General features: G+C 66.5%; 27 protein-coding genes and 1 other RNA gene. 12 read left to right on the forward strand and 16 right to left on the reverse strand.

Annotation, left to right across the window (positions count from 1 at the left end; all coding sequences use genetic code 11):
* The first annotated feature begins 49 nt into the window (after positions 1 to 49).
* The 3 genes from RBH22_RS13990 to RBH22_RS14000 all read left to right on the forward strand — a co-directional run bounded on the left by RBH22_RS13990 (position 50) and on the right by RBH22_RS14000 (position 1,566).
* Positions 50 to 697: an HAD-IA family hydrolase gene (locus RBH22_RS13990; RefSeq protein ID WP_256546260.1), complete on the forward strand. Its 648-nt coding sequence runs from the start codon at positions 50 to 52 to the stop codon at positions 695 to 697.
* Positions 698 to 850: 153 nt separating this feature from the next.
* Entirely contained in the window at positions 851 to 1,006 is a 156-nt protein-coding gene (locus RBH22_RS13995; protein ID WP_199723024.1) for a hypothetical protein, read from the forward strand.
* Between the two features lie 77 nt (positions 1,007 to 1,083).
* On the forward strand, positions 1,084 to 1,566 hold the full coding sequence (locus tag RBH22_RS14000) for a DUF5807 family protein (RefSeq protein WP_256546261.1): 483 nt from the start codon (positions 1,084 to 1,086) through the stop codon (positions 1,564 to 1,566).
* Between the two features lie 107 nt (positions 1,567 to 1,673).
* On the opposite strand, the gene RBH22_RS14005 is transcribed toward RBH22_RS14000, so the two are convergent.
* The gene (locus tag RBH22_RS14005; protein ID WP_306677883.1) at positions 1,674 to 2,936 is read right to left on the reverse strand and encodes a phosphohydrolase; all 1,263 of its coding nucleotides are present in this window, start codon (positions 2,934 to 2,936) and stop codon (positions 1,674 to 1,676) included.
* 159 nt (positions 2,937 to 3,095) lie between these two features.
* Entirely contained in the window at positions 3,096 to 3,563 is a 468-nt protein-coding gene (locus RBH22_RS14010) for a universal stress protein (protein WP_306677884.1), read from the reverse strand.
* Positions 3,564 to 3,701: 138 nt separating this feature from the next.
* Here RBH22_RS14010 and RBH22_RS14015 point away from each other — a divergent pair, with 138 nt between their 5' ends.
* Entirely contained in the window at positions 3,702 to 4,160 is a 459-nt protein-coding gene (locus RBH22_RS14015) for a universal stress protein (RefSeq protein ID WP_256290251.1), read from the forward strand.
* 9 nt (positions 4,161 to 4,169) lie between these two features.
* On the opposite strand, the gene RBH22_RS14020 is transcribed toward RBH22_RS14015, so the two are convergent.
* From RBH22_RS14020 to RBH22_RS14030, 3 genes are read right to left on the reverse strand one after another with little or no spacing between them, the layout of a single operon-like run.
* Complete coding sequence (locus RBH22_RS14020) at positions 4,170 to 4,724, reverse strand: GNAT family N-acetyltransferase (RefSeq protein ID WP_256290250.1); 555 nt, start codon at positions 4,722 to 4,724, stop codon at positions 4,170 to 4,172.
* Complete coding sequence (locus RBH22_RS14025) at positions 4,721 to 5,089, reverse strand: universal stress protein (protein ID WP_256290249.1); 369 nt, start codon at positions 5,087 to 5,089, stop codon at positions 4,721 to 4,723. The genes RBH22_RS14020 and RBH22_RS14025 overlap by 4 nt, the downstream gene beginning before the upstream one ends.
* Positions 5,090 to 5,133: 44 nt before the next feature.
* Entirely contained in the window at positions 5,134 to 6,051 is a 918-nt protein-coding gene (locus RBH22_RS14030) for a winged helix-turn-helix domain-containing protein (RefSeq protein ID WP_306677885.1), read from the reverse strand.
* Between the two features lie 338 nt (positions 6,052 to 6,389).
* On the opposite strand from RBH22_RS14030, the gene RBH22_RS14035 reads away from it, so the two are divergent.
* A complete protein-coding gene (locus RBH22_RS14035) occupies positions 6,390 to 7,160 on the forward strand; it encodes a DUF5806 family protein (RefSeq protein ID WP_306677886.1) in 771 nt (256 codons plus the stop codon).
* 11 nt (positions 7,161 to 7,171) lie between these two features.
* Here the strand turns inward: RBH22_RS14035 and RBH22_RS14040 are convergent, their stop codons facing one another.
* A complete protein-coding gene (locus tag RBH22_RS14040) occupies positions 7,172 to 8,404 on the reverse strand; it encodes an MBL fold metallo-hydrolase (protein ID WP_306677887.1) in 1,233 nt (410 codons plus the stop codon).
* Positions 8,405 to 8,797: 393 nt separating this feature from the next.
* On the opposite strand from RBH22_RS14040, the gene RBH22_RS14045 reads away from it, so the two are divergent.
* The 3 genes from RBH22_RS14045 to aceB all read left to right on the forward strand — a co-directional run bounded on the left by RBH22_RS14045 (position 8,798) and on the right by aceB (position 11,692).
* Positions 8,798 to 9,202, forward strand: coding sequence for a hypothetical protein (locus tag RBH22_RS14045; RefSeq protein WP_306677888.1), 405 nt, complete (start codon positions 8,798 to 8,800; stop codon positions 9,200 to 9,202).
* Between the two features lies 1 nt (position 9,203).
* Positions 9,204 to 10,235, forward strand: a complete 1,032-nt coding sequence (gene aceA / locus RBH22_RS14050; RefSeq protein ID WP_256290243.1) for an isocitrate lyase — start codon at positions 9,204 to 9,206, stop codon at positions 10,233 to 10,235.
* 155 nt (positions 10,236 to 10,390) lie between these two features.
* Positions 10,391 to 11,692 carry a malate synthase AceB gene (gene aceB, locus RBH22_RS14055; protein WP_256546598.1) on the forward strand — a complete coding sequence of 434 codons (1,302 nt, stop codon included), beginning with the start codon at positions 10,391 to 10,393 and terminating at the stop codon, positions 11,690 to 11,692.
* A 138-nt stretch (positions 11,693 to 11,830) separates the two neighbouring features.
* On the opposite strand, the gene RBH22_RS14060 is transcribed toward aceB, so the two are convergent.
* The 3 genes from RBH22_RS14060 to rnpB form a co-directional block, all read right to left on the reverse strand.
* A complete protein-coding gene (locus tag RBH22_RS14060; protein ID WP_121569114.1) occupies positions 11,831 to 12,163 on the reverse strand; it encodes a hypothetical protein in 333 nt (110 codons plus the stop codon).
* A gap of 213 nt (positions 12,164 to 12,376) precedes the next feature.
* Entirely contained in the window at positions 12,377 to 13,477 is a 1,101-nt protein-coding gene (locus RBH22_RS14065) for a matrixin family metalloprotease (RefSeq protein WP_306677889.1), read from the reverse strand.
* Between the two features lie 106 nt (positions 13,478 to 13,583).
* An RNA gene (gene rnpB, locus RBH22_RS14070) (RNase P RNA component) lies at positions 13,584 to 14,007 on the reverse strand.
* 269 nt (positions 14,008 to 14,276) lie between these two features.
* On the opposite strand from rnpB, the gene RBH22_RS14075 reads away from it, so the two are divergent.
* Positions 14,277 to 14,882, forward strand: coding sequence for a TIGR00296 family protein (locus RBH22_RS14075; protein WP_121569112.1), 606 nt, complete (start codon positions 14,277 to 14,279; stop codon positions 14,880 to 14,882).
* A 63-nt stretch (positions 14,883 to 14,945) separates the two neighbouring features.
* Here RBH22_RS14075 and RBH22_RS14080 read toward each other — a convergent pair whose 3' ends face one another.
* From RBH22_RS14080 to RBH22_RS14090, 3 genes are all read right to left on the reverse strand, one after another.
* Positions 14,946 to 15,560: a histidine phosphatase family protein gene (locus RBH22_RS14080; protein ID WP_306677890.1), complete on the reverse strand. Its 615-nt coding sequence runs from the start codon at positions 15,558 to 15,560 to the stop codon at positions 14,946 to 14,948.
* 45 nt (positions 15,561 to 15,605) lie between these two features.
* A complete protein-coding gene (locus RBH22_RS14085) occupies positions 15,606 to 16,769 on the reverse strand; it encodes a nicotinate phosphoribosyltransferase (RefSeq protein ID WP_306677891.1) in 1,164 nt (387 codons plus the stop codon).
* A 98-nt stretch (positions 16,770 to 16,867) separates the two neighbouring features.
* Complete coding sequence (locus RBH22_RS14090) at positions 16,868 to 18,316, reverse strand: Hvo_1808 family surface protein (RefSeq protein ID WP_306677892.1); 1,449 nt, start codon at positions 18,314 to 18,316, stop codon at positions 16,868 to 16,870.
* A gap of 160 nt (positions 18,317 to 18,476) precedes the next feature.
* Between RBH22_RS14090 and RBH22_RS14095 the strand changes: the two genes are divergently transcribed.
* Positions 18,477 to 19,058: an isochorismatase family cysteine hydrolase gene (locus tag RBH22_RS14095; RefSeq protein ID WP_256546272.1), complete on the forward strand. Its 582-nt coding sequence runs from the start codon at positions 18,477 to 18,479 to the stop codon at positions 19,056 to 19,058.
* Positions 19,059 to 19,074: 16 nt separating this feature from the next.
* Here the strand turns inward: RBH22_RS14095 and RBH22_RS14100 are convergent, their stop codons facing one another.
* Both RBH22_RS14100 and RBH22_RS14105 read right to left on the reverse strand, forming a co-directional pair.
* Positions 19,075 to 19,581, reverse strand: coding sequence for a PaaI family thioesterase (locus tag RBH22_RS14100; protein WP_256290237.1), 507 nt, complete (start codon positions 19,579 to 19,581; stop codon positions 19,075 to 19,077).
* A 60-nt stretch (positions 19,582 to 19,641) separates the two neighbouring features.
* Positions 19,642 to 20,559, reverse strand: coding sequence for a hypothetical protein (locus tag RBH22_RS14105; protein WP_306677929.1), 918 nt, complete (start codon positions 20,557 to 20,559; stop codon positions 19,642 to 19,644).
* A 145-nt stretch (positions 20,560 to 20,704) separates the two neighbouring features.
* Between RBH22_RS14105 and RBH22_RS14110 the strand changes: the two genes are divergently transcribed.
* Both RBH22_RS14110 and RBH22_RS14115 read left to right on the forward strand, forming a co-directional pair.
* Positions 20,705 to 21,442 carry a lipoate--protein ligase family protein gene (locus tag RBH22_RS14110; RefSeq protein ID WP_306677893.1) on the forward strand — a complete coding sequence of 246 codons (738 nt, stop codon included), beginning with the start codon at positions 20,705 to 20,707 and terminating at the stop codon, positions 21,440 to 21,442.
* A 66-nt stretch (positions 21,443 to 21,508) separates the two neighbouring features.
* A complete protein-coding gene (locus RBH22_RS14115; RefSeq protein ID WP_306677894.1) occupies positions 21,509 to 22,810 on the forward strand; it encodes a dihydroorotase in 1,302 nt (433 codons plus the stop codon).
* A gap of 141 nt (positions 22,811 to 22,951) precedes the next feature.
* On the opposite strand, the gene RBH22_RS14120 is transcribed toward RBH22_RS14115, so the two are convergent.
* On the reverse strand, positions 22,952 to 23,722 hold the full coding sequence (locus RBH22_RS14120) for a carbon-nitrogen family hydrolase (RefSeq protein WP_306677895.1): 771 nt from the start codon (positions 23,720 to 23,722) through the stop codon (positions 22,952 to 22,954).
* Positions 23,719 to 25,257 (reverse strand): glycerol kinase GlpK, encoded by a 1,539-nt coding sequence (gene glpK / locus RBH22_RS14125; RefSeq protein ID WP_306677896.1) that lies wholly within the window; start codon positions 25,255 to 25,257, stop codon positions 23,719 to 23,721. Before glpK ends, RBH22_RS14120 begins: the two co-directional genes overlap by 4 nt.
* Between the last annotated feature and the right edge of the window lie 58 nt (positions 25,258 to 25,315).

Below are 25,315 nucleotides of genomic sequence, written 5' to 3' on the forward strand. Positions count from 1 at the left end.
AATGAGCACTCATAGCAAGCGTTTGAAGACTCCGGTTCGGACGGTACGTATGGCGTACGACGCGATCCTCTTCGACAACGACGGCGTGCTGACCCGTCCGACCCCGACAGCCGTGCACCGGGCAGCAGTCCGAGCGGCGTTCGCCGAGTTCGACGTCGAACCCACGACGGAGGCCGTCGACGCTATCATCCACGGCGGCCTCTCGCGCATCCGCGCGGTGTGTTCACTCTTCGACCTCGATCACGAGACGTTCTGGCCGCGGCACGAAGCCAACGCCGCGGCAGCCCAGCGAGCGGCTATCGAGCGCGGCGAGAAGACGCTGTACGCGGACGTCGACGCCCTCTACGACGTCGACCGGACGCTCGGCGTCGTCAGCAACAACCAACACGAAACGATCGAGACCATCGTCGACCACTGGGAACTCCACGAACTGTTCACGCTCGCGACGGGACGCGAGCCGTCTGTCGAAGGGTTCCGCCGCCGGAAGCCCTCGGCGCACTATCTCGAATCGGCGATCGAGGAGATCGGCGGCGAGAGCGTCCTATACGTCGGCGACAGCAACGTCGACATCGTGGCCGCGAACCGCGCGGGCGTCGATTCAGCGTTCGTCCGCCGCCCGCACCGCACGGAGTACGAACTCGTCGCCGACCCCACCTACGAAGTCGAATCGCTCGATGCTATCGCCGCCCTCTGCTGATACTGTCGGACAGAACTCTCCCCTCCCTCCGATACGCCGACGGCTCCGATCTGCGCTGGGTGATCCGCCGTGTCGAAGTGGCTGGCCGAAAATTTCCAGGTATAATATGTTAGTCCCTAAATATTATTTTGATTCAATACAAACCTCCGATCGATGCCGAATTGCGAGAACTGCGGCTCGTTCGTCACTGCGGAGTACGTCCGGGTATTCGCGCCGAACGGAATGGAGCACCCACGCGTCTGTCCGAACTGCGAAGACAAAGTCCGCGACGGGGCCGACGTCCGCGAAGCGCGGGCGACGAGACACTGAGAGGACCCTGGGGGCGACGCCGCGATCGCGGCACCGGATTTCACGCGGCTTTTATCGCTCGACGGCCTTTCGACGCTATGAGCCAACTCGAAGACTTCCTCGCCGGTGAGCGCCACGAGGACGTCGCGCTGTTTCTCACCGACGAGTACCTCGACAGCCAAGGAAAGCTTCCGAAGATGGGCGAGACGGTCGATTCGGGCTACGTGCTCGTCGTCCCCGGCGACGACGGCCGGCGCGCGTTCGCCGCCGGCACCGGAATGGACGCGATGGAGTTCGCTCGCGGCGCGATGGATCAGCGCGGGCACATCTCTCGGACGCTCGACGGCGGCGAGTGTCCGGCGGACGACGGCGACGACGAGGACCACGCGGTCGAGTTCATCTTCGCCTTCTCGGAGGCGCAAAACGAGGAAGTGGGCGGCCTCTACGCCCACGGCGACGTCATCCACGCCTACGCGCACTGCGCGTGCGGCGAGAGCTACTCGGATAAGTGGGTCGTCGGCGAGGAGACCGAGACGGGCGTCCAGCCCGGCGGCGCCGAGCCGGTCGAAGACGTCGAATAGCGCGCGCTCGGACCGCCGGTTCCGAAACTCCGCTTTTTCCGCAGTTCCGTACTCGCAACTCCGTGAATTGCGGCCCCGTAATCGCGACTCCGCAAACCGCGCCTCGGTTACTCGCTTTCGTCGGTTTCGTCCTCGTCGGCGTCGCTCCCTTCGTCCGCCGTGTCTTCCTCACTCTCCGCTGTGACCTCGTCGGCGACGCGCTCGAACGCGCGAAGGATGACGCGCTTCGTGGTCGCTCCCTGCGTCGTCCAGTGGTGCGCGTAATCGAGCATATCGTCGTAGATGTCGGGCTTGCAGCCGGCGGCGCGCGGGTGTCCTCCGCCGTTCACTTTCCCGGCGACTTCGTGCGCCAACTCGAAGCCCTCCGAACCGCGGATGCTCGCGCTGCCGGCGGGCTTGACGATCACGGCGGCGTCGGAGCCCTGCTCGCGGAGCGCCTCGGCGACCTCGTTCTGCGAGCAGCGGCCGTAGGTGACGCCGACCGTCCAGGGGCCGATCTGTTTCATCTCGGCTCTGGAGACGGCGGCCTCGATCAGTTCCTGCTTCTCGACGCGGCGCAGTTCGATGTACTGCTCGACGACCTCGGGGAGGTCGACGCCAAACGTCCCGACGACGGTGACGTACTCCTCGGGGCTGACCCAGTAGGCGTAGTCCGCGAGGTCGTCGCTGCGGGGATCCTCCTTCTGCCAGAGGTCGTGATCGCGCGTGACCGCCGCGAGTTCGACCCACTGCTCGTCGAAGTCGTAGTCGAGCGAACGAAGCGTCACGTCGGTCGAACACTCCTCGTCGGACTCGCCGACGACGAGGTCGACGCCCGCCTCGCGGACCGCAGCCACCGTCTCGTCGTCCCACTGGTGGTGGTCGTACCACGCGACCGACGCCGCGAGGTCGCTCGCGGCGGCGAGTTCGTCTTCGATCCACGCGTACTCGTCGGGGCAGAGGTCACAGACGTAGAGATCGATTCCATCGGGCGCGTACTCGGCGACGTTTTCGAGCGCCTCGTCCAGCGAGTACGGCCCCGCGCCGACCAGGGCGACGGTCGAGCGCGGCGGTTCGTCCTCTTCTCCGTCCTCGTCTTCCGCGTCGACAGGTACGTCGCGTTCCCAGCGCTCGACGCGCGCTGCGACGTCGGATTCGAACGTCGCCCACTCCAGCGTCGCGTCGTACATCTCGCGAAGCAGGGCGACACAGCCCAGTCCGTCGGCGTCGGTGTCCGCGATCACGACGGCTTCGGATCCGTCGACGGCCTCGGCGACGCGTTCTTCGGTCCGGTCTTCGTCCAGCGAGTCGGGATAGAAAAAGCCGGTTCCGGGGAGCTGGGACTTCCGCGGGAGCGAGAGGCTCGCGCTGTCGATGAGTTCGTCGTCCATAGCCCACACCAGGGGTGCCCGGGTGAAAACCGGCGTGGTTCCGGGGCCAGGGGCCTGGATGCGGTTCTCCGCCCCCGTGGTTCGCGCTCGTTAGGCCATCTCCAGTGTGCCCGTCAGCCCATCTTCGGCGTGCTAGTCAGCCCATCTCCGGCGTGCTAGTCAGCCCATCTCCGGCGTGCCCGTCAACTCGTCTTCTCCTTCGTCGGCGGCGAGTTGGCGGACGGTGAGGACGGGAATCGGGCACGTCCGAACGACGCGCTCTGCGACCGAGCCGATGAGGAAGCGATTCTCGCCGTGTCGGCCTCGCGTCCCCAGCGCGACGACGTCGGCGTCGACGTTCCGGGCGTACTCGTCGATCACCGACGGTGGGTGGCCCTCCTTGATCGCGGTGACGACGTCGCGGTCGGTCGACTCTCTGACCTCGTCGATCGCTTCCTCGCCCCGCTCGACGAGCGCGTCCTGCATCTCGTCGCGAAGACGCTCCGGAGAGGACGCCACGTCGCCCTCGTCGACGACGTACAGGCAGTGTACCTCGGCGTCGAAGCGGTCGGCGAGGTCTAGCGCCACGTCGACGGCTCGTCTGACGCTCTCGGAGCCGTCGGTGGCGATGACGATCGTCTCGAACATAGCCGACGGTTCACGTTCGCTCGGGATAAATCCCGACGGCTCGGCGGTTCGGTGGGGGACTCACGTCCGCCGCGGCGGTTCGCACTCCGCCGACCGTCGAAGTGAGGATTTTTGCCGTCGGACGCCGCAGGTGCGGGTATGACCGAACGCCGGCCGCTGTCTGTCGACCTCGTACTCGTCCCGGTGGATGCAAGCGACGAGTCGACCGAGGCGGTAGCGCACGCCGCCGCCATCGCCGCCGAGTACGACGCGACGGTCCACGTCGTCCATATGCTCGGTGAGGACGTCGTCCAGGCGATCGAAGACGGCATCGTCGACGAAACGGAGGTCGCCGCCGACGGCCAGGCGATAACCGAGACGGCCGAACGGATCGCCGAGGACCACGGCGTCTCCTTGTCGACGTCCGTCGCCTACGGCTTCTCGACGAAGATGAAACTCCGCCATCCGGGCAGCGTCGTTCTCGACACCGCCGAAGAACTCGACGCCGACTTCCTCGTGGTGCCGCGCGAACCGCTCTCGGGCGCCCCCGGCGAAGTACTCGCGAAGGCCGCCGAGTACGTCCTGTTGTACGCCAGCCAGCCTGTTCTGTCGGTCTGAATCGGGTCGTTATCCGCCCTCGTCGCTCCCATCGGAGAGGCGAATCCCCATCTCCATCTCGAAGCTCTCGGAGTCACTGACCTCGAAGCCGATCTTCTTGTAGAGGCCGACAGCGGCCTTGTTCCACCGCTCGACGGTGAGCCACACCTTCTCGACGCCGGACTCCGCGCCGTACCCGAGCAGTCCTTTCATCAGGTGCGTGCCGATCCCGGCCTCCTGATACGCCTGGAGGACGAAGATCGCGAGTTCGTAGGCGTCGCCGTCGGGGACGAGCGTCGCGTGGCCCGCGGCCGTCTGGCCGTCCCACGCGACGACGTTCAGACACTCTGCACAGAGGATGTTGTCGAGCCACTCGCGGATGCGCCGCTCCTCGCTCGGGGGAATCCCCTGGGCGCGGTCGGCGGGGTCGAACGCATCGTACATCGACGCCAGCGCCTCGTACTCCTCGTCGCTGCCGTCGTGCGCGCGAATATCTATCTCGCGCCCGTCCCGATCCTCGAACGTGATCGGCGGGCTCTCGAAGGGGCCTGCGATCTCGTCTGGATAGCGGCGATTTCGGCTCATCGGACGAGCGTGACGCTGACGTGGGAGTTCAACAGGACGAACTCCGCGGTGCTTCCCAGTTGGATCTTCCCCATCGGGCTCGTCGTTCCCCCACCGAGGACGATGCGGTCGTACCCTTCGGACTCGGCGACGTCGACGAGTTTGCTCCCCGGATCGCCGGCGACGTAGCGGATCTCGGCGTCCACGCCGTTCTCCTCGAGTGTCTCCGTCACGGCCGATTCGATCTCCTCGACAGAGCGCTCTGTGCCCCCCTCGTCGATGATCGCGACAGTCAGTTCGTCGCCCGCCTCGACCGCGCGCTCGACCGTCCGCGCCAGCGCCTGCAGAGAGTCATCGGCGCCGCCGATGCCCAAGAGAATTCTCATACGCCCGGATGTCGTCGCCGGAGTAGAAAAATCGTCGGGTGTACCTACGCCCCCGACGGTGATTCGGCGTCCGTCTCGGAGGTCACGTCGTGGACGGTCAACTCCTCGTCGAAGGTGAGCGTGATCGCGTCCCCCTCGTAGGCGTAGGTGACGGCGACGCGCCAGGGATTCTCGGAGTGAACGACGTACTCTGGAACCTCTAGCGGCACGTTCAACGGATTGTGCGCTCGGATATCGAGGCCGTGGTCGTAGCAGAACGAGACGACGGCCGGGTGGAGATAGCCGGGATACTCGATCGTCGTGTTGATGAACCAGCGACAGACCTGACACGTGAACGTGATCGCCGGATCCTCGCCCTGTGCGTCCTCGGGGACGGCCGCCGTGGGTCGGTAATCGATGGTCGACCGCACATCGCCGCCACAGTAGGGACAGAACCCCTGCGTCATCGCGAAGTTGTCCATCCAGAACCGCTGTCGATACGCGTCTTCGAGCGATTCCGGATCGGTCGGATCGAACGCGCTCGGCTGGACCGGATTGACGCCGATGAGCTCGTCGCAGGTCTCACACATCCCGTACAGCCGCTGCTCCTCGTAGTAGATCGACAGCGGATTCCCGCATTTGTGATGGACGAGGTCGATCTCGAATGGACCGAGGGTCGGACCCTGTTCGAACACGCCCGATCGGACGAACTGGTAGATTCGCAACCCCCGGAGCGTGAGTTGGTACCCGTCGTCGGTTCGTTCGACGTACCCTTGCTCGCGGAGTTTGTTGAGGTGATACGTCATCTGTCCGCTGTCGGTCAGCCCCACCTCGTCCATCAACGCCGAGAAGCGGCAGGTTCCGTACCGTCCGTCTTCGACGGCCGCACCGAGACACTCTACGACCCGGAGACGCGTCTCGTTGGCGATAGCCTTGAGCGCCCCGTCCTCGAGCTCGATATGGTTGGCCGTCTGTCGTGTCACGATCCATTGTTTCCTATCAGCGTTGAAAACAGTTCTGCCAACCCGATTCCCGTCACGCGGTGAGCAGGCGCTCAGATGTTTCGATCGTCGATAATCGGAGTCGGATCGTAGTAAACAGTAGTGCACTAAACCGCCCGGTGCAGAGGCACCAACACCGGACGGCACCTCGCCGAGTTTCCACCCCGGCACTCTATTGGACTTTATTGTGATTGAAAAAGGCGCGGTGAAATTTCATTCACCTATTATCTGAAATGATCTTTTGCTTTGTTTCGATCCGGACATATCATCCGGTTTTCGCCGACAGAACGCTTTTTTGCGTCGGGGCGACACGCGGCAGTATGGAAGACGACGACGCCGAGGCGTCGAGGGCCGACGCGCCGCGGACCGACGTCGACGCGTCGGCCTCGCGGTCGGACCAATCGAGCGAGAGCGACGACGCCAGCGTCCAGTCAGGGGCCGATGCCGAACCGGACGCCGACGTCGATTCGGCGGATATGGACGACACGAGCGCCGACAGCGACGCAGGCGGCTCCGAATCGGATGCCGCGTCTGCAGGGGCGGTTGGCGACGAGACCGAGACGCCGGCCGACGTCCGCAAGTACGCACGGTTCAAGAAAGTCGACGGCGCGCAGTACGACCGCGTCAACGACTTCCTCCGGGATCGGACCTACATCACCGCCCGCGAGTGGGCGATCGCCCGACTGTGTGCGGACTTTCGAACCGAGACGGGCGTCGAGATGACCAAGATCGGCGAGAACCTCCCGGAGCTCGTTCCATTTATGACGGACACGTACACGCCGCAGGCGGTCAATCAGGCCCGCTCGTCGTTCGAAGACAAGATCCGGAAGTCGGGGGCGACGTTCCTCTACGGCGCGATGTCGGGCTTCTTCACCGCCGAGGAACTCGACGAGCTGATGTACGAGGTGACCGAAATCGCGAAGTTCCTGCTCGAAGTCGAGGGCGTCGACCTCTCCGTCGAGGAGGAACTGGAGGCCGAAGAGCGCATTTCGAGCGTGATGCGCGAGGTTCGAGAGGCGAGCGCTGATCTTCGTACAGAGGAACTGACCGACGAGGGAGCGGAGTCGAGTGACGACGGCGACGCGGCGTGATCGCCGGTCGCTCAGAGCGTCACGGTCTCCCCGACTGCCGGCGCTGACGCCCGGTGTCCCCGCTCTGTGAGTTCGTCTGCGAAGGTCTCACATCGGTCCCCGTGGTTCACGAGGATCGGTACGTCCCGGTACGATCCGAGCAGGTCTAACAGCCCATCGCGATCGGCGTGTGCGGAGAAATCGTATCGCTCGACCTGCGCGCTGATCGGCATCACTCGCCCGTCGATCTCGGCACGGCCGGTTTCTAGCAGTTCGCGTCCGGGCGTCCCCTCGACCTGATAGCCGGTCAGTGCGATTTTGTTCGTCGGGTTCGACCGAATCGCCGGCACGTACGTCATTGCCGGTCCGCCGGAGAGCATCCCGCTCGTCGTCACGATCACCGTATTCTGCTCTGCGATGCGGTTCCGTTGTCCGTCGCGGCCGTCGACGAAGCGGGCGTTCGACTTCGCGCGGCGGAGCGCCGCGGCGTCCCGGACGAACTCGGGGTGAGACCGGAGCGTTTCGGTCACTCGTTTTCCCATCCCGTCGACGTAACAGTCGACGTCGTTAGCCGCACAGATCAGCAGCATCTCCTGGGTCCTGCCGATGGCGAACGCGGGCACGACGACCGTCCCGCCCTCCCAGACGGCCGTTCGGATACTCTCGACGAAGCGCCGTTCGATCTCGTCCCGTGGTTCGTGTTCGACGTCCGAATACGTGCTCTCACAGATGACGGCGTCGGCGTCCGGGCGTGCCGTCGACCCCGAGACCAGCCGCTGGTCGGCGGTGTGAAAGTCGCCAGTGTAGAGCAGGCGCGTGTCGCCGTCGTCGACGAGGACGTGCGCGCTCCCGGGGATGTGGCCCGCGTTGTAGAACGTCACCTCGTGGCCCGCCGCCTCGAAGGACTCCCGGTAGCCGTGAGTCTCTGAGACCTGCGTGACTCGTCGGACCTCCTCCTCGGTGAACGGACAGTCGTAGGTCCCGCCGTGTAGCCTGAGCGTGTCGCGAGCGAGCGTCAGCCCCAGTTCGCGCGTCGGCGGCGTCCAGTGGATCGGCGGGCGACGATCGCCCGCGAGGAGTGCGGGAACCGCCCCGACGTGATCGAGGTGGCCGTGAGAGACGACAACTGCCTCCGGATCGGGCGCTTCGACCGGAAACCGGGGCGGGTTCCCGGTGAGCATCCCGTAGTCGAGCAGCAGCGCGTCGTTCACGAGCACGGCGCTTCGGCCGACCTCGCGAGCGCCGCCGAGGAAGCGAACGTCCATTGACCCGATGTATCCGCCCGGGGCGCTTGGCCTCGTCGCTTTCGAGTCGCACTCTCGACGGTCCACGCGCCTTCCCTCGCCTCGCTCCCACGTCGGGGTGTCGCTGGCTCGCGGCGCACCCGCCGGTCGACGGTGGCGGGGCGTCGTCATATGCTGTGACAGAGATTCACACTCAATTATACACCTCTTATCCAACTGCACACAATAAACCCATTATAGAATATTATCATTATAGATCATAATATTTATTTCCCACCACCAGCCACGACAAATCGAGCACTGAACGATGAAACACGTACCCAGTTCCGGAATCTCTCACTCCAACCCGGAGCACGCCCGTTTGGACCGCCACAGACGACCGAACTCGCCGACACGACCGCCGAATCCACCGACATGACACGCTCGAACGAGTACGAGACGACGACCGACGAAACGACTCGACAGCCAACCACGAACGCCCCCCGAACCGACGCCGAGCGGGATGCGCCGTTGGTCCCCGACCTCCGCGGGATCCAGGCCGGCCAGTCGACGACGACCGAGACGACGACCCGCACGGCCCAGTCGACGCCTCGATACCCCCGCATCGAAGACGAACGCGACGCGCCGCTGGTCCCCGACCTCCGCGGGATCCAGGCCGGCCAGTCGACGACGCTGCGCTCTGAGACTCGCGAGACGACCGACCGAACCGACTCACGCTTTCGATCTGACTCGATGACACGACATACCGAAACTGCGATCGATACCGACACGACTAGCACGACGACCGACAGCCGCTCGACGACGCAGGAGGGTCGCTGAGATGCCGCTCGACATTCCGTCTGATCCCTATATCCGCGACGACCTCGACAATCCCGCGGCCCGCGAGTTCCGCGAGATGCTCGACGAGCAGACGTTCACCTTCGCGCCGGGCATCTATCACGCTCTCGACGCCCGTCTCGCCGAGATGGCCGGCCTCGACGCCGCCTATATGTCGGGGTACTCCACCGTTCTCGGCCAGTTCGGCTTCCCGGATCTGGAGATGGTGACGATGTCCGAGATGGTCGAGAACGCGAAGCGGATCGTCGAGTCGACCACGCTCCCCGTCATCGCCGACTGTGACACGGGCTACGGCGGCGTCCACAACGTCCGCCGGGCCGTTCGCGAGTACGAGAAGGCCGGCGTCGCCGCCATCCACATCGAGGACCAGACGTCGCCGAAGCGCTGCGGTCACATCGCGGGCAAGCAGATCGAGGACCGCGAGACTGCCCGCTCCCGCTTCGAGGCCGCCGTCGACGCGAAGCAGTGCGACGACACCGTCATCATCGCCCGAACCGATGCCTACGGCTCGGCCAACGGCGACTGGGAGGAACACCTCGAACGCGGGCGCATCTACGCCGACGCCGGCGTCGACTTGGTCTGGCCGGAGATGCCGGACCCGAGCCGCGAGGACGCGGTCAACTACGCGGAGACGATCCACGAGACGCACCCCGATCTCGACCTCGCGTTCAACTACTCCTCGTCGTTCGCGTGGTCCGAAGAGGAGGACCCGCTGACGTTCCAGGAACTCGGCGAGCTGGGTTACAAGTACATCTTCATCACGCTCTTCGGCCTGCACTCGGGCGCCCACAGCGTCTACGAGGACTTCGAGCGACTGGCCGAGGGCGACGAGAAGGCCCAGATGGAACTCGAAGACCGGTACCTCGGACACGAGACCGAGTCCCACCACGAACTCTCGTTCGTCTCCCGGTTCCAGGACATCGAGACGGAGTTCGACCCCGAGGCCCAGCGCCGGATGGAGTCAAGCGCCGGGTTCACCGAGGAAGAGTCCGAGCCGCTCCAGTCTGACGACTGATCCTGTCGGACAGACGTGAACGACGTCGGCACCTCGGAGTGCCGGCGTTTCTCACGTCGTTCGACGGCCCGAACGGACCGATCCACGGGTCCGTCGGCCTACATAATAATTCGATAGCAACCACCACAGATATTTACCCACCACTACGAGCCACAATTATGGAACGAAGACACGACAGGCAGTTCGTGCGGACGTTCTTCACCTCGCCGACGGCAGTCGAGGGCGAAGACAACAGCGCGAAGATGCTCGAAGGAGCCGCAACGCTTCGCGGACTCCAGGCACCGGACGTCTGGGTCCCCGACAACGAAGACGCCACCGCGCCCTCGATGCGCGATGAAGGTGCCGAGAACATCGTCGAGGTGGTCTCCGAGCACGGGGCCGACTTCCCCGGCGAGATCCACCCGCGCGTCGTGTGGCACCGCGACAGCCCTGCTACCCGGTATCAGGGGCTTCAGCAGATGCTCACGATCACCGACCCCGAGGGCGGCGCCGCAGAACACATCGACGGCTTCGTGATCCCCGAAGTCGGCGACATCGACGACTGGAAGAAGGCCGACGAGGCCATCACCTGGGTCGAGACCGAGAACGGACTCGACGAGGGGAGCCTCACGATGTCCGTCATCGTCGAGAGCGGGGCGGCAGAACTGGCGATGGGCGACCTCCGCGAGGAGATGGGCAAGCCTTCGAACAACCTCGAACGCCTGTTCCTCCTCGTCGACGGCGAGGTCGACTACACCAAGGATATGCGCGCGATGACGCCGACGGGCGAACTCCCGGCCTGGCCCGAACTCCGGCACAACACCTCCCGCGGGGCGAGTGCCGCCGGCTGTATCGCCGTCGACGGCCCCTACGACGACATCCGCGACGTCGAGGGGTACCGCGAACGGATGACCGAAAACCGGGCGAAGGGGATGAACGGCATCTGGTCGCTCACGCCCGGACAGGTCGAGGAGGCCAACACGGCCCCGCTTCCACCGAAGACCGGTAGCTGGCTGCTCGACCTGGGAAGCCGCGAAGTCGAACTCGAAGACGCCGGAGACGCGCAGGTCTACGACGGCGACCGCCTCTCGCTCGTCGAGACGCCCGACGGCTACCACCTCACGGTTGGCAGCGAGGAACTCGAACTCGACGAGGACGAACTGCGCGAGGAACTGCTCGACCGCACCGCCTACATCCCGAGTCTGGACGACGTCGTCGACTCGATGGAGGAGTTCGAGGCGGCGAAGGAAGCCGGCAAGGGTGCCATCGCGATGACCCGCGCGGCCACGCTCCGCCTCGACGGCGTCGAGATCGACATCGAAGCCGACCGGATGTGGGACGAAGCGACCTACCAGGCCGCGATGACGCCCATCGCGCTGTTCCAGGACGTCTACGAACACCGTCCGGACCAACACGAGGAACTGATCGAACGGTACAGCGAGGACGTCGTCGACCGGGCCACGGCCGTCGGGAACTGACTTCCCTCGGCACGACGCTCAGAATCGCAGCAGAAGTCAGTGATCTGCGCCCGCGCGAGTCGCACACCGCCGTGGCGCACACGTCGGTGTGTCGACGCCGCGATGGCTCATACTACGTTTTTTCCACGCTGTCGCGACTCACTCTTCTGTCGGGACGGCCCGCACCTCGAACTCTCGATAGCCGCCGTAGGCGGTTTCGAGCGCGCCGAGCCACCAGTTCCAGCGGTCTGCGACGCTGGACTCCTCGGGCGCGTCCTCCAGGTTCCGGACGATCTCCTCGACGGTGAGCGGTTCTCCGCGGTCGGCGGCGACGATGCCGGCGTCGGCGAGGTCGCGCGCCTGTCTGGCTACGACGCGGAATTCGGACTCGCTGCCCTCGAAGGCCGATTCGAGGGCTGCCACTAGCTCTTCGGCGTCGAATCCCGCCGTTTCGAGCAGCCCGTCGCCGCCGGTGTCACTGTGCTCGGTCATACCTCTCTGTTCGGTCCCGAAGGAAAAGAAAGCGCCGGCGTCGGACCAGTTGGACGCACGCGAGCCGGGTGTGTTCGACCGATCGCGGACGCCTCGTCCGTGGCGCCCACGCCGGTACTCATAGGGATTATCGTCACTGTTCGGAGATTCTCGCCGACCGTCCGGCGAGAAATATATGAGGACTTACGATAATCCCCATCACTCCTCTCGGGGCTACTCCCACCACTCACTGCGGCGCTCCTCGTACGTGGCGTCCCGGAACGGTTCGGGCTTGTCGCTGTCGTCCTCCGCGCCGAGGCCGTAGGCCAGCCAGTAGCCGACGTGCCACGCGACGGCGTCGGTGTCGAGGTCGACCAGCGAGATCCGGAGCTTCGAGTAGGTCTCGACGGCGTCGTCACCGTCTGGATCCCAGCCGACAGTTCCGCCGCAGGAAGCCGCATCAGACCTGCACGGGGAGGTCTCGACGGACTGAACGACGATATCTGCGTCGTCGGCGTCTTCGACCATCGTGAACGAGAGGTTCGACGGCATCCCCGGTGCCCCGCGCTCGTAGTACCCGAGGGCGTGGTGGGCCTGCTGGCGCGCCGCTGCCGGATCAGTCGCGTTCGCGGTGTCGACGTAGACCGTGAAGTCGCCGTCGTCCCAGGGGAACGCCCGGTCTTTCGCGTCCGGCAGCGGCTCGGTGTAGAGGACGGAGCTACTCGCCATCACGTCTTTCGGCGCATCGGTGTGTCGGAGCCCCAGCGTGTGGCCGAGTTCGTGCTTGACGACGAGCACCGTCGAGTCGTCCGAGAAGCCCGTGCGGACCGAGACGGTCTCCGGGCGGTCGATCTGCCGGCGATTCTCGATCAGCGGCGCACAGCCCGCGGCGTCGTCTGCGCCGTCACATTCCGGTACCGTATCGACGAACTGAACGACGAGGTCGGGATCGTCGGCGTTCGGACGGACCTCGTAGTCGACGGGAAAGCCCGTGAAGCGCTCGCCCCGCCGTTCCCAGTAGGCGGCGGCTTCCCGGACGAGCGGCGTCCACTCCCGACCGGTGTTCGCCGGATCTTCGACGGCGACGACGATCGGTTTCCGGCCCCACGGATTCCTCGCCTCCGGGGCCGCCGTCGCGGTCGGGGTCGCGCCACCCCCCGTCACCGTCGACCCGGGCATCGGCGACGACGCCGTCGCCGGAGCGTCGCTATCGGCCGTCGGCACCGGCGTCGACGGCCGTTGCTCGGAGAACTCGACGACCGGACCGACACACCCGGCGAGGGCGAGAACGAGCGCCAGCGAGAGGACCGCGAGCCTGGCGGACCGAGTCGGCATAGCCGCAGAGAAGGCGGAGACGGACAAGAAAGTTCGGCACGCTGTCGGTGGGGGTCGATCGCGGTACGGTCCCGGTCGCGACAGCCGTCGCTCGGGAGCGGGAAGCGGCTGAGAGGAGTAAGCCCCCTTCTGTTCGTCTCGGCATTCGGCTAAGCGGCCGCGCCCTGTCCGGACTACCTTGGCGGCGCGGACTTGCACCGGTGAGGATTCGCCGTTCCATCCGTTCTCGGCCGTCAGCGCGGCGAGGCCGCGCACACAACGCGAGGTGATCACCTCGCGACTGCGTTCCCTCGACGGGTTAGCTCCCTCCCCTCGCGGGTCGGTTCGCGCGCGATCGGGGGTATCCCGATCGTGCCGGCGGCGGATCGCTCCGCCGCTCACGTCTCATCGGTCGGGCCGAGGGGTCTCGTCTCTGTTCCAGAGCCAGCCGTCTCCGACTCCGGGCTTGCGCCCGGTCACCCGTCCGGACGGTGGGGGGACTTTCCTCGTCAGTCCGAAATCGGACCGACGGGAGCCGAGCTCTCTCTGCCGTTCGATCGGAGGTGAGTGAGTCCAATAAGCCGTTCGGTCGTCCGGTTAGACGCGCATTTCGATTCGGACACCGGAACCGTCGATATTTTCGATAGATCGACTACACGACGCCGAATCTCCAACAATTGATAACGAACTTCTGGACATTCGGGACCGAGATGACGCATCGACAGTCGGGTACCGCAATTGTCCGGAACGCACGGCTCCGGGCTCATACCCCCTGGAATGAAGGGAAGCGTTCAAGTCAGGCGAGCGCTTGTACGAATATATGTCCGAGGCGCAGACCGTTCGTCTCACCTACGACGACGGGGCGAGGGCGGTCGAGTTAGCGCGTGAATCGGTCGAATCGTACGTTCTACACGGACAACGTGAACAGCCAGGGAGTATGCGTGATGCATTCTACGCTCGCACTGGCGCGTTCGTCCGCATCCGATCGACGCGCGGACGCGGGCGACTCCGCGGCTGTGCCGGCGCGTACCGCGGTAACGACCAACTGGGACACGCGATCGTCGACGCTGCGATCCAGGCTGCCTCGGAGAACTCCTGTGGCTCCGAGATCGAGCAACCCGAGCTCTCGAATCTGACGATCTCGGTCTGCGTCGTCTGCGATTACACTGAGACGGATCGACCGCTGGAAGACCTCGAACTGGGGACACACGGCGTCGTGATCGACAAAGACGGGAACCACGGCTGGCTCTATCCGACCATTCCGCTCGAAAACGGCTGGAACGAAGAACAATTTCTCACCCACGCCTGCCGTAAGGCAGGCATCTCGCCGCTCGCCTGGCAGAACGACGACGACACGACCGTCACGCTGTTCGATGGACAGGTGTTCCGCGAGCGCGCCGACGGCGGCAGCGTCGAAGAACTGTAACGCTCGCCGCGGAGGACACGCACACTGACTCGATTTCTGTAGCCGGAGGCTCCCGCACGCGACTCACAGGTGTGCGGTCTCTCCGGAGAAATCCAGCCGCCACGTCCCCTCGACCCGTTCGAGCCGCGTCAGCCCACATAGCGGCGCCTCGACGCCTGCGGTGTCGCCCGTCAGTCCATCGACGACGCCGCCGACCGTGAGTCCGTGGCCGACCAGCAGCACCGTCCCGTCCACCTCGTCGACGATCCGCCTGACCGTCTCGCCGACCCGCGCGGCCGCCTCGGCGTGGTCTTCCGGGAACTCGGGAACGACGTACGGTTCGTGTGAATCACGAACGGTGTCGAACCGTTCGGCTAGCTGCCTGTTCGAGAGCGTTTCGGGGTCCGCGTCGAACCACTCGGGGTTCCGATGCTCGCCCAGTCCGGGTTCGAGCAACACCTCGTTCCCGGTCTCGCGACAGATCTCGTCGGCCGTCTCGACGGCCCGGAGAAACGGCGAGGCGTACACTGCATCGAAGGTCTGACCCGACTCGACGAACCGCCGGCCGACGCGCCACGCCGCCCACCGTCCCAACTCGGTCAGCGGCGGGTCGTGCACGCGCTCTCCGGTCTGGGGCCAGTCCGGGTCGACGCTGTCGCGCCGCTGGCCGTGTCTGACGACCCATACTTCATCCGCCATAGCGACGCTAAGCGCTCCCGAGGAATAGGCGTCCCGTCCACTTCGTTACGCTGACGTCGGCGGTTCGTACTCACACAGGTCTGCGTCGCGGGCGGCCCGCTCGATCGCGGCGTCGAGGCCGAAGTCGAAGTCCTCGACGATCTCGCCGTCGCGAAGCAACGGCTGGAGGAGGGCGTCGCCGTCGTCCGGCCCCGCTCGGTCGCGCAGGCCGACGTGGTGGCCGCCGTCGGCGGTCCGATAGACCGCTTTGGCGCCGGTGAGTTTGCCGCGCTTGGCCGCCGGTTCGCCGTCGACCTCGACGATGTCGAGCGCGAAGTCCACGGGATCGGCGTTCGAGACGTAGCCGCCGACGCCGAAGCCGTCGGCGACGTCTCCGAGTTCTCGAAGGTCCGCTGGTCCCAGCCCGCCCGAGACGAAGATGTCGACGTCCTCGCGACCGTGTGCGTCGAGCGTCCAGCGGACTTCGCGAACGATGTGGCGGAAGTTTCCCCGCCGCGAGCCGGTCGTATCCAGTCGGACGCTGTCGAGGTCGTCGCCGAGGGCTGCCGCCGCGCGGAGGACCTCGTCTGTCTCGTCGGAGTAGGTGTCACACAGCGCGACGCGCGGGACGTCCACCTCGACCGCTTCGTCGAACGCCTTCCACGCTTGCTCTTGGTTGCCACGGCCGAAACAGATGAGCAGCGCGTGCGGCATCGTCCCGCTAGCCTCGCGACCGATCACGTCGCCCGCGGCGACGTGTGAAAAGCCGTCGAGCCCGGCGATGACGGCACTCCGCTCGATCATCGCCGCGATCGAGGGGTGGACGTGCCGCGCACCGAAGGAGAGAACCAGCGAGTCGGGTGCGGCCCGCCGCACGTCGAGTGCAGCGGTCGCGACGCCCGAAGCGTGCGAGAGAAACCCGAGTAGCGATGTTTCGAGCCGCGCGAACTCCAGGTAGTCGCCTTCGATCCGCATCACTGGGCCGCCGTCGAAGAGCCGACCTGAGGGGATCGCATCCACGTCGACGTCGCGGCCTTCGATGAGGGCGGCGGCGTCTTTCACGCCCGCCAGCAGTTCGTAATCGCCGTCAGGGAACTGATCGGCGGTGATCTCTGCGACGACGCGGGGGTTCCGTCCCGCGTGACGGAGCGTCGTCTCCGTCCGATCGAAGTACGCGTCGGTCGCGCTCCCATCCCTGATGGCGTCGGGACCGACGATGTCGAACTCCATACGCGCCGTTCGGGGGGATCGCTGAAAAGTTCACTCGTTCGTCTCGACTCTCCGAAGGCGATCTGTCTTCAACCGGGACAGCGATGCTGGGGGCGGGCCTAGGCGGCCCGCGGTCGGATGTCGTCGAGGTCTGCGACGGTCGGGCCGTTCACGATCGTCACGCGCGTGCCAGAGCGGGTGACGCGGAACGCGTCCGCGAACTGACCGTCAGGGACGACGTAGGTGTTCGCCGCGCGCTGCTCGGCGTCGTGCGCGTCGAGGATCGCGCGGTAGGCGCGCTGGAACTCGCGCGCGTCGCGTTCGGTGTCCCACTCGGTCGCCCAGACGTAGCCGTACTGGCTCCCGGCGCTGGTCTGCTTCTGGTAGGGGAATAGACGGTCGTTCGCCCAGCCAGCCGACGGTTCGGCGTCGTAGTTGTACGTGTCGTAGGGACTGTCGACGCTGCTGATGCTCCGGGGGTCGATCGTGTCTGCACCCGCGTTCCGCGCCTGGTACCAGAACATCACGTACATCGATGCCTCGCCGACGGTGTCGGAGCCGCCTTCGCCCTGCTTTTCGAACGTACTCCAGCCGTTTTGCGCCCGGTCACGGTAATTGATCGGCGTCGGCTCCTCGTCGGTCCGGTGGATGATCTGCTCTGTGGACTCTGGGGGGTTCTCGAAGCGCTCGTCGACGGCGCTCCAGCCCTCCGCCGTGACGAGGTCGTGGACGTAGACCGGGCCGTCGGAGTACGGCTGGAAGATCGTCAGGAAGATCCCGAGATTCATATCGCCGCCGCCACCACCGCTGCCGCCGCTACTGGACGGCGTCGCCACGCACTCCCACGCGCCGCCGCAGCGGTCGGCGTAGCGCTGTTCGACGTACTTCGCGTCGCCTTCGATGAGCCCGTCGGTTGCGAGCTGTGCGTCCTGGGTCTCGCCGCCGTACTTCGCCTTCGTGAGGTCGTAGCGTTGGTCCTGAAGCGCGTGGACGAGTTCGTGTACGAGCGTCGCGTTGTTGATCGTCGGCGACTCGGGCGTACCCGTGATCACCTTTATCTCGTCGTCGGTCGGCGAGTAGAAGCCGGCGACGGCGGCGCTCCGGGTGCTGCTGATCGCCGAGCCGCTGCTCTGGGACTCGCCGGTGACGAACAGCGCTTCCCACACCTGATCGTTCCACTGGTCGTATTCGGTCGGATCGCCAGCGGACCCGCCGGACGAGCGGTTACGGTACTCCTCGCGGGAGATGACCGAAACCGGCACGCGCTTTTGGAACTCCTCGCCGCGGATGTACTCGACGCGCGCCATCGCTCGGGCCACGTACGCCCGCATCTCGGCGTCGGTGAGTCCGTCCGATTGGTCGACGTCGACCGATTCGTTGTACCAGTAGCCGTCTTCCCAGCCGAGGACGTCGCCGTCGGGATCGTCGAAGTCGGCGTTCGGCACGGCGACGTCCGGTCCGCCGCTCACTCCTGTTGCGGGCCGGGACTCCATCACAGGTGCACTACAGCCGGCGAGAACGAGCAACAGGGCGACCGCCGAGACCGCGAGGCCGCGTCTCCGCTTCATTGTGCGGGTAAATGGTCTACGCGCGGAAGTACCTTTCCGCCTCGCCGCGGACTTGTTTCCCCTCGCAGACTCGGTACCTCCCCGTGGACGCGGTCGGTGCTGCACCCGACCTGACCTGCCCGGCCGAACGTCTTTGCCGCTGTGCCGACGACTATCGGATATGTCTGTCGACACGTTCGATCCAGAACGCACCGCCGTCGTGGTCGTCGATATGCAGAACGGCTTCTGCCACCCCGACGGGAGCCTCTATGCTCCTGGGAGCGAAGCGGCCGTCGACGACATCGCCGCGCTCGTCTCGGACGCTCGGGACGCCGGCGCACAGGTCGTCTACACGCGGGACGTCCATCCGCCGGAACAGTTCGAGGACGCCCACTACTACGACGAGTTCGAGCGCTGGGGCGAACACGTCGTCGAAGGAACCTGGGAGACCGAGGTGATCGAGGAGCTCGACGTCCGCGCGGACGACTACGTCGTCGTGAAGCACACCTACGACGCCTTCTACGAGACCGAACTCGACGGCTGGCTGACGGCTCACGGCATCGACGATCTCGTCTTCTGCGGCACGCTCGCGAACGTCTGCGTCCTCCACACCGCCGGCAGCGCCGGCTTACGCGACTACCGGACAGTCCTCGTCGAGGACGCGATCGGCGCGATCGAAGACGAGCATCGAGCGTACGCGCTGGAGCACGCCGACTGGCTGTTCGGCGACGTCGTCGCGCGCGAGGACGTGACGTTCGCGTAATCGACGCCCACTGCACTCACTCCCGGAACAGCCGATAGGACGCCTGTCCCGTCGCGACGGCCTCCTCCTCTTGCGTCCCTTCCCAGCGCCGGGACGCCTCGTCGTTCCCCTTCACGTCGTCGGGGATACTGCTGATGACTGTGATCGTGCTCACGCCGATCGTTCCGCCCGCGCGGACGACCTCGGCGGTCGCGGTCAGATCGCCCGAGGCGCGCCGCAGGTAGTTGACGTTGAGATTCACGGTCGCGACGCCGCCGGCGATCGGATCGTCGAGCATCGTCCGCTGGGCGATTCCCCCGGCGGTGTCGATGAGCGTCGCCGCGATGCCGCCGTGTACTGTCGGCGGGCTGGTGGTGTTGGTGAGTTTTTCGTCGTAGGGGACGGTCATCACTACGCGTCCCACTTCGAGCGCGTCGACGCGCGTGTCGAGCCACGAGAGGTAGCCGTGCTCCTGCTCGATGTACTCCTGTACGAACGCGGCGGCGTCGTCCGGGAGCGTCGACCGAGTCTGGTCGTCGGCCATACCGGAAGCGCGCGGGGGAGCGGTATGTAGCTAGTGGTCGGTGCGCTTTCCCGTGCGAGATCAGCCCAACCGAATCGGGTCGTCGCTGTCGCGGACCGTTACACGGACTGTCTCGCCCACAGTGAACGCCCGGTCCGGACAGACGAGCTTCGCGCCGAATTCCGGGTCGACGCCGGTGAAAAGCGAGATTCCCGTGATCCGCTCGCCGTTGGCGAGGACGTCGACGTCGCGCCACGTCACGTCTCGACTGACGACGTCGCCGACGGGGTGGCCCAGAACGGAGACCGTGCTGGCGGCTTCGTAACTCCGTCCCAGCGCCCCGCCGCCCGCGTAGTGCGTCAGTCCCCCGTCGAGGACGACGTACTCGGTTGGTTCTCCCCTGTCGCGGTCACTGTCGTCGACGACGCCCGCGATGCCGGCGAACTGCTCCTCCGCAGCGGGGTGTTCGGGCGCGTCCAAGAGTGCGTACGTCTCGCCGGTCTCGACGACCTCGCCCGTTCCATCCCACGGAATCGAAACGACGTCGACGGCCACGTCGAGCGGGAGTGATCCGCCCGCGCGGTGGAGATTCTGGCCCGCGTGGCGAAAGCCGACGTGCACGTGGTTCGCGACCCAGGGTGCGAAAAAGCCCGAGCGAACCATCTCCCCGAGCGAGTCGCCGACGGCGACGACGTCGCCCGCTTCCACGTCGGGTCGGACGTGCAGGATGCGCGCGACGAGGTCCGCAGACTCACGCCCGCCCGTCTCGATTCCGCTCCGCGCTGCGTCGACGTCGACGAGGATGAGGTACTCGGCGTCCGCCGCGTACGACTTCGGCGGCGCGCGCACGGTCCGCGTCTCCCGCACCTCGCCGGCGACTGGCGAGACTGCCTCGTTCGTCGCCGGATAGAGGTCGATGGCACAGCCCGAATCGTGCGCGGGGTACGGCGAGTTGTAGAGCGAAAAACGGCGGTACTCGCGGAGCGTCGACTCCGGGATCTGTACTCGCTCGGCGCTCGTGGGCCTCGTCGCCGCTGCCCCGCTGTGCGTACTGGACTCGTTCCCCGGCGTCACGCCGACTCACCGGCCATACGCCATCGGTGGACCGAGAGCGCTTAGGTGCGTCGGCGCACAGGTCCCCTACGTGATCGACCGTCTCGTCCCCGACGCGGCACGCGTTCGCGTCGTCCGCGGCCGTCCGTCGTCCCTCGACGACGACCGCGCCGTCCTCGACGCCGTCACTGACCGGGTGGCAGCAACGGGCGTCCCGGCGGTTCGCGCGTGGACGCCGCACCGACAGGTGGCGTTCGGCCGCCGTGACACGCGCGCGGACGACTACGAACTGGCCTGTCAGCGGGCCGAAGCCCGCGGCTACTCGCCGATCGAACGAAGCGTCGGCGGCCGTGCGGTCGCGTACACGGGGTCGACGGTGGCGTTCGCGGCCGTGATTCCGACGGCCGAGGCCGACCCCCGTCAGGGACTCGACGCTCGATACGAGGCGGCCACCACCGGCGTCGTCGGCGCGCTCCGATCGCTCGGCGTTCCCGCGCGCCGCGGCGAGCCCGACGCGTCGTTCTGTCCGGGCGCGCACTCCGTCCAGGCGCACGGGAAGATCTCCGGCATCGCCCAGCGCGTCCGTCGAGACGCTGCGGTCGTCTCGGGAATCGTCGTTGTCGACGCCCACGAGGAACTCGCCGCCGTTCTCGACGCCGTGTACGGAGCGCTCGACGTGCCGTTCGATCCGACGTCGGTCGGCAGCGTAGCGCGTGCCGGCGCGCCTACTCCCCCCGACCGCGTCGTCGACGCGCTCTACGATTCGTTCTGTGGCGAGGTTCGCAGGGCGTCGGTCGACGCCGCGTCGCTTCTCGATTCCGACGTGTAGCCGCTGTCGAATCTGATTCTCGACCCGAACCGTCGGGCTTAGGTCGCCTGCGGATGATGCCCGAGTATGTCGACACTCTTTCGTGACGCGCGACTCGCCGACGGACGCGTTCGCGACGTCCGCACGGACTCGGGGACGATCGTCGAAGTCGCTGATTCGATCGACGCCGACGCAGTCGACCGCGTCGTCGACGCCGCCGAGCGACTCCTCCTGCCGGGAGCGATCGACGCGCACGTCCACTTCCGCGAGCCGGGCCACTCACAGAAGGAGACCTGGACGACCGGCTCACGGAGTGCGGCGGCGGGTGGCGTGACCACCGTCGTCGATCAGCCGAACACGACGCCCCCGACGACCACCGGCGACGCGTTCGACGAGAAGGCGTCGCTGGCCGCCGAATCGTACGTCGACTACGGCATCAACGGCGGCGTCACACCCGACTGGGAGCCCGACTCGCTGTTCGAGCGGCCGCTGTTCGCACTCGGTGAGGTCTTCCTCGCGGACTCGACGGGCGATATGGGTATCGACGCCGATCTCTTCGCGGACGCTGTCGGGCGCGCTGCCGACGCAGGCGTCGTCGTCACCGTCCACGCCGAGGATGCGGATCTATTCGACGAGACGGCGCGCGAGCGCGACGCCGGCGGCGTCGGACGCGACGCCGATGCCGACGTCTGGAGTCAGTACCGACGCGCAGCGGCCGAGGAAGCGGCAGTCGAACGCGCGGTCGAGGTCGGCGCCGACACGGGTGCGTCGATACACATCGCGCACACGAGCACGCCCGAGGGCGTCGATGCCGCCGTCGCCGGCGGGGCGACCTGCGAAGCGACGCCGCATCACCTCTTTCTCTCCCGCGAGGACGCGACCGAACTGGGCACCTTCGGCCGGATGAACCCGCCGCTCAGAAGCGAGGAGCGACGCGCGGGGCTCTGGCAGCGGCTCGTCGACGGCGACGTCGACATCGTCGCGACCGACCACGCGCCGCACACCGTCGACGAGAAGGAGGCGGACCTCTGGAACGCCCCGAGCGGCGTGCCCGGCGTCGAGACGATGCTGCCGTTGCTCCTCGAACGCGCGCGGCAGGGCGAGATCTCCTACGAGCGCGTCCGCGACGTCACGGCGACGAACGCGGCCGAGATCTTCGACCTCCCGCAGAAGGGCCGCATCGCCGAGGGCTACGACGCGGACCTCGTGCTCGTCGATCCCGAGAACGCGACCGAGATCCGCGGGTCGGAACTCCACTCGAAGTGCGGGTGGACGCCGTTCGAGGGGATGACCGGCGTCTTCCCGGACCTGACGCTAGTCCGCGGCGACGTCGTCTACGACGGCGCGGAGATCGTCGGCGAGCAGGCCGGTGTGAACGTCCGGAAGTGAGGATAGGAATAAACAGCCGGCACGACCGCTCCCGCGTCGACGTGCCGGGCAACCGCGTCCCGACGCGGGACCTGCGTTAGCTCACGGAGACGCTGGCCCCGCAATCCGATATAAACGTTCGGCCGCCGCGCGTCGTTTCGATTACAGTTGTCGATCCGCTAGCGCCGGGAACGACTCGCGCGTCTCGCGAACTTCGTCGTGGGCGACTTCGGCCAGCACCGTTCGGGCGTCGGTTCCGGCGTTGGCGCGCTCGATGCCCCAGGGGTCGACGACGACGCTCTCGCCGCCGAGGTCGACGCCGTCGATCGATCCGGTGAGGTTCGCGGCGACGAGGAGCGACTGATTCTCGACGGCCCGCGTCCGGGTGAACAGGTGCCAGTGATCGAGTCGTTCCCGCGGCCACGCCGACGTGACGAGCAGTATCTCGACGCCGGCGTCGACGAGTTCGCGGTACAGGGTCGGGAATCGGAGGTCGTAGCAGGTCGTCAGTCCGAGCGTCCCGAGGTCGGTCTCGACGGCGCAGATTTCGTCTCCCGGCGTCAGGCGCGTCGCTTCCTCGGAGTCGTACCCGAAGAGGTGGATCTTCCGATACGTCCCGAGCAGTTCGCCGTCCGGGCCGAACAGGACCGACGTGTTGTACAGGTCGTCGCCGTCGCGCTCGACGAGGCTCCCGCCGTGGAGGTGGATCGACAGCGTGTCCGCGAGCGCGGCGAGCCGATCCGTCGTGGGCCCCGGGACCGGTTCGGCGGCGTCGTCGTAGGCGTCGAACGCGAAGTAGCCTACCGGCCACATCTCGGGCAGGACGGCGAGATCGGCCCCGCGCTCTGCGGCGTCGCGAACGCGCTCGACAGCCCGGTCGCGATTTTCCTCGGGGGCGTTCTCCGCCGGGAGCTGGACGGCCGCGACGTTCATCGTTCGTCGTCCCTGGCCCAATCGAGCGAGCGCTCGACGGCCTCCTGCCAGCGGCCGTAGCGCTCGTCGACGTCGGCGTCGCTCGCTGGCTCGAACTCGCGGTCGATCTGCCAGTTCTCACGGAGCGCCTCCAGCGACTCCCAGTAGTCGACCGCGAGGCCGGCGGCGTAGGCTGCGCCGAGCGCGGTCGTCTCGTCGACCTCGGGCCGGACGATCTCGGTTCCGACGACGTCCGCCTGCAACTGACAGAGGAAGTTGTTCTTCACGGCGCCGCCGTCGACGCGCAGTGCCGACAGCTCGATTCCACTGTCTTCGAGCATCGCCTCGGCGACGTCGCGCGTCTGGAACGCGATCGACTCCAGCGTCGCCCGAACGATGTGTTCACGCCGGGTTCCACGGGTCATCCCGACGATCGTTCCGCGGGCCCGTTGATCCCAATGGGGCGCACCCAGTCCAGTGAACGCGGGTACGACGTAGACGCCGTCCGTCGAGTCGACAGAGCGTGCGAGCGCCTCGCTCTCGGCGGGATCGTCGATGAGCGTCAGGTCTTCGAGCCATTCGATCGCCGCGCCGGTGATGAAGATCGAGCCTTCGAGCGCGTACTGCACCGGCTCGCCCGACCGCTGGAAGCCAACGGTCGTGAGCAGGCCGTGCTCCGAACTGACGGCCTCCTCGCCGGTGTTCATCAGCATAAACGATCCGGTGCCGTAGGTGTTCTTCGCGTCGCCGGCGTCGAAACACGTCTGGCCGAACAGCGCGGCCTGCTGGTCGCCCAGGGCGCCTGCGACCGGGACGGACGCGCCGAGGAACCCCTCCGCGTCGGTCGTGCCGTAGTAGTCGTCGTCCGAGGAGGGACGCACCTCCGGGAGCACGGCCTCCGGCACGCCGAACTCTGCGAGGAGGTCGTCGTCCCACGTCATCTCGTGGATGTCGAACAGCATCGTCCGCGAGGCGTTCGTCACGTCGGTGACGTGCTCGCCGGTGAGCTTGTAGATCAGCCACGAGTCGATGGTCCCAAAGCAGAGTTCGCCCGCCTCGGCACGGTCGCGGACGTCTTCGGGCCGCATCCGCCTGAGTTTGATCGGATCGGCGTTGTCGAGGAGCCACTCGACTTTGGTCGCCGAGAAGTACGCGTCGGGTTCGAGCCCCGTCGTCTCGCGGATCCAGTCGTCTTTGCCGTCCCGTTCGAGCCCTTCGATCCGGTCGGTCGTTCGTCGGTCCTGCCAGACGATGGCGTTGTAGACGGGTTGGCCCGACTCGCGGTCCCAGACGAGCGTCGTCTCGCGCTGGTTCGTGATCCCGATCGCCGCCAGTTGTGCGGCGTCGATGCCGGCGTCGTCGAGCGCGCGCTCGATGACGGCCGCCGTGTTCTCCCAGATCTCCTCGGGGTCGTGTTCGACCCAGCCGGGTTCGGGATAGATCTGTTCGTGCGTCTCGTAGGCGTTCGCCACGGGTTGGCCGCCGTGGTCGAACACGATGAACCGCGTGCCGGTCGTTCCCTGATCGATCGCGCCGACGTAGGTGCGTTCGTGCATATCTGTGAGTTGCGTGGTCCTGTGAGTTGCGTGGCCCTGTGAGATGCGTGGTCGGTCG

The organism is Halobellus sp. H-GB7 (assembly GCF_030848585.1).
GTDB classification, from domain to species: domain Archaea; phylum Halobacteriota; class Halobacteria; order Halobacteriales; family Haloferacaceae; genus Haloquadratum; species Haloquadratum inordinatus.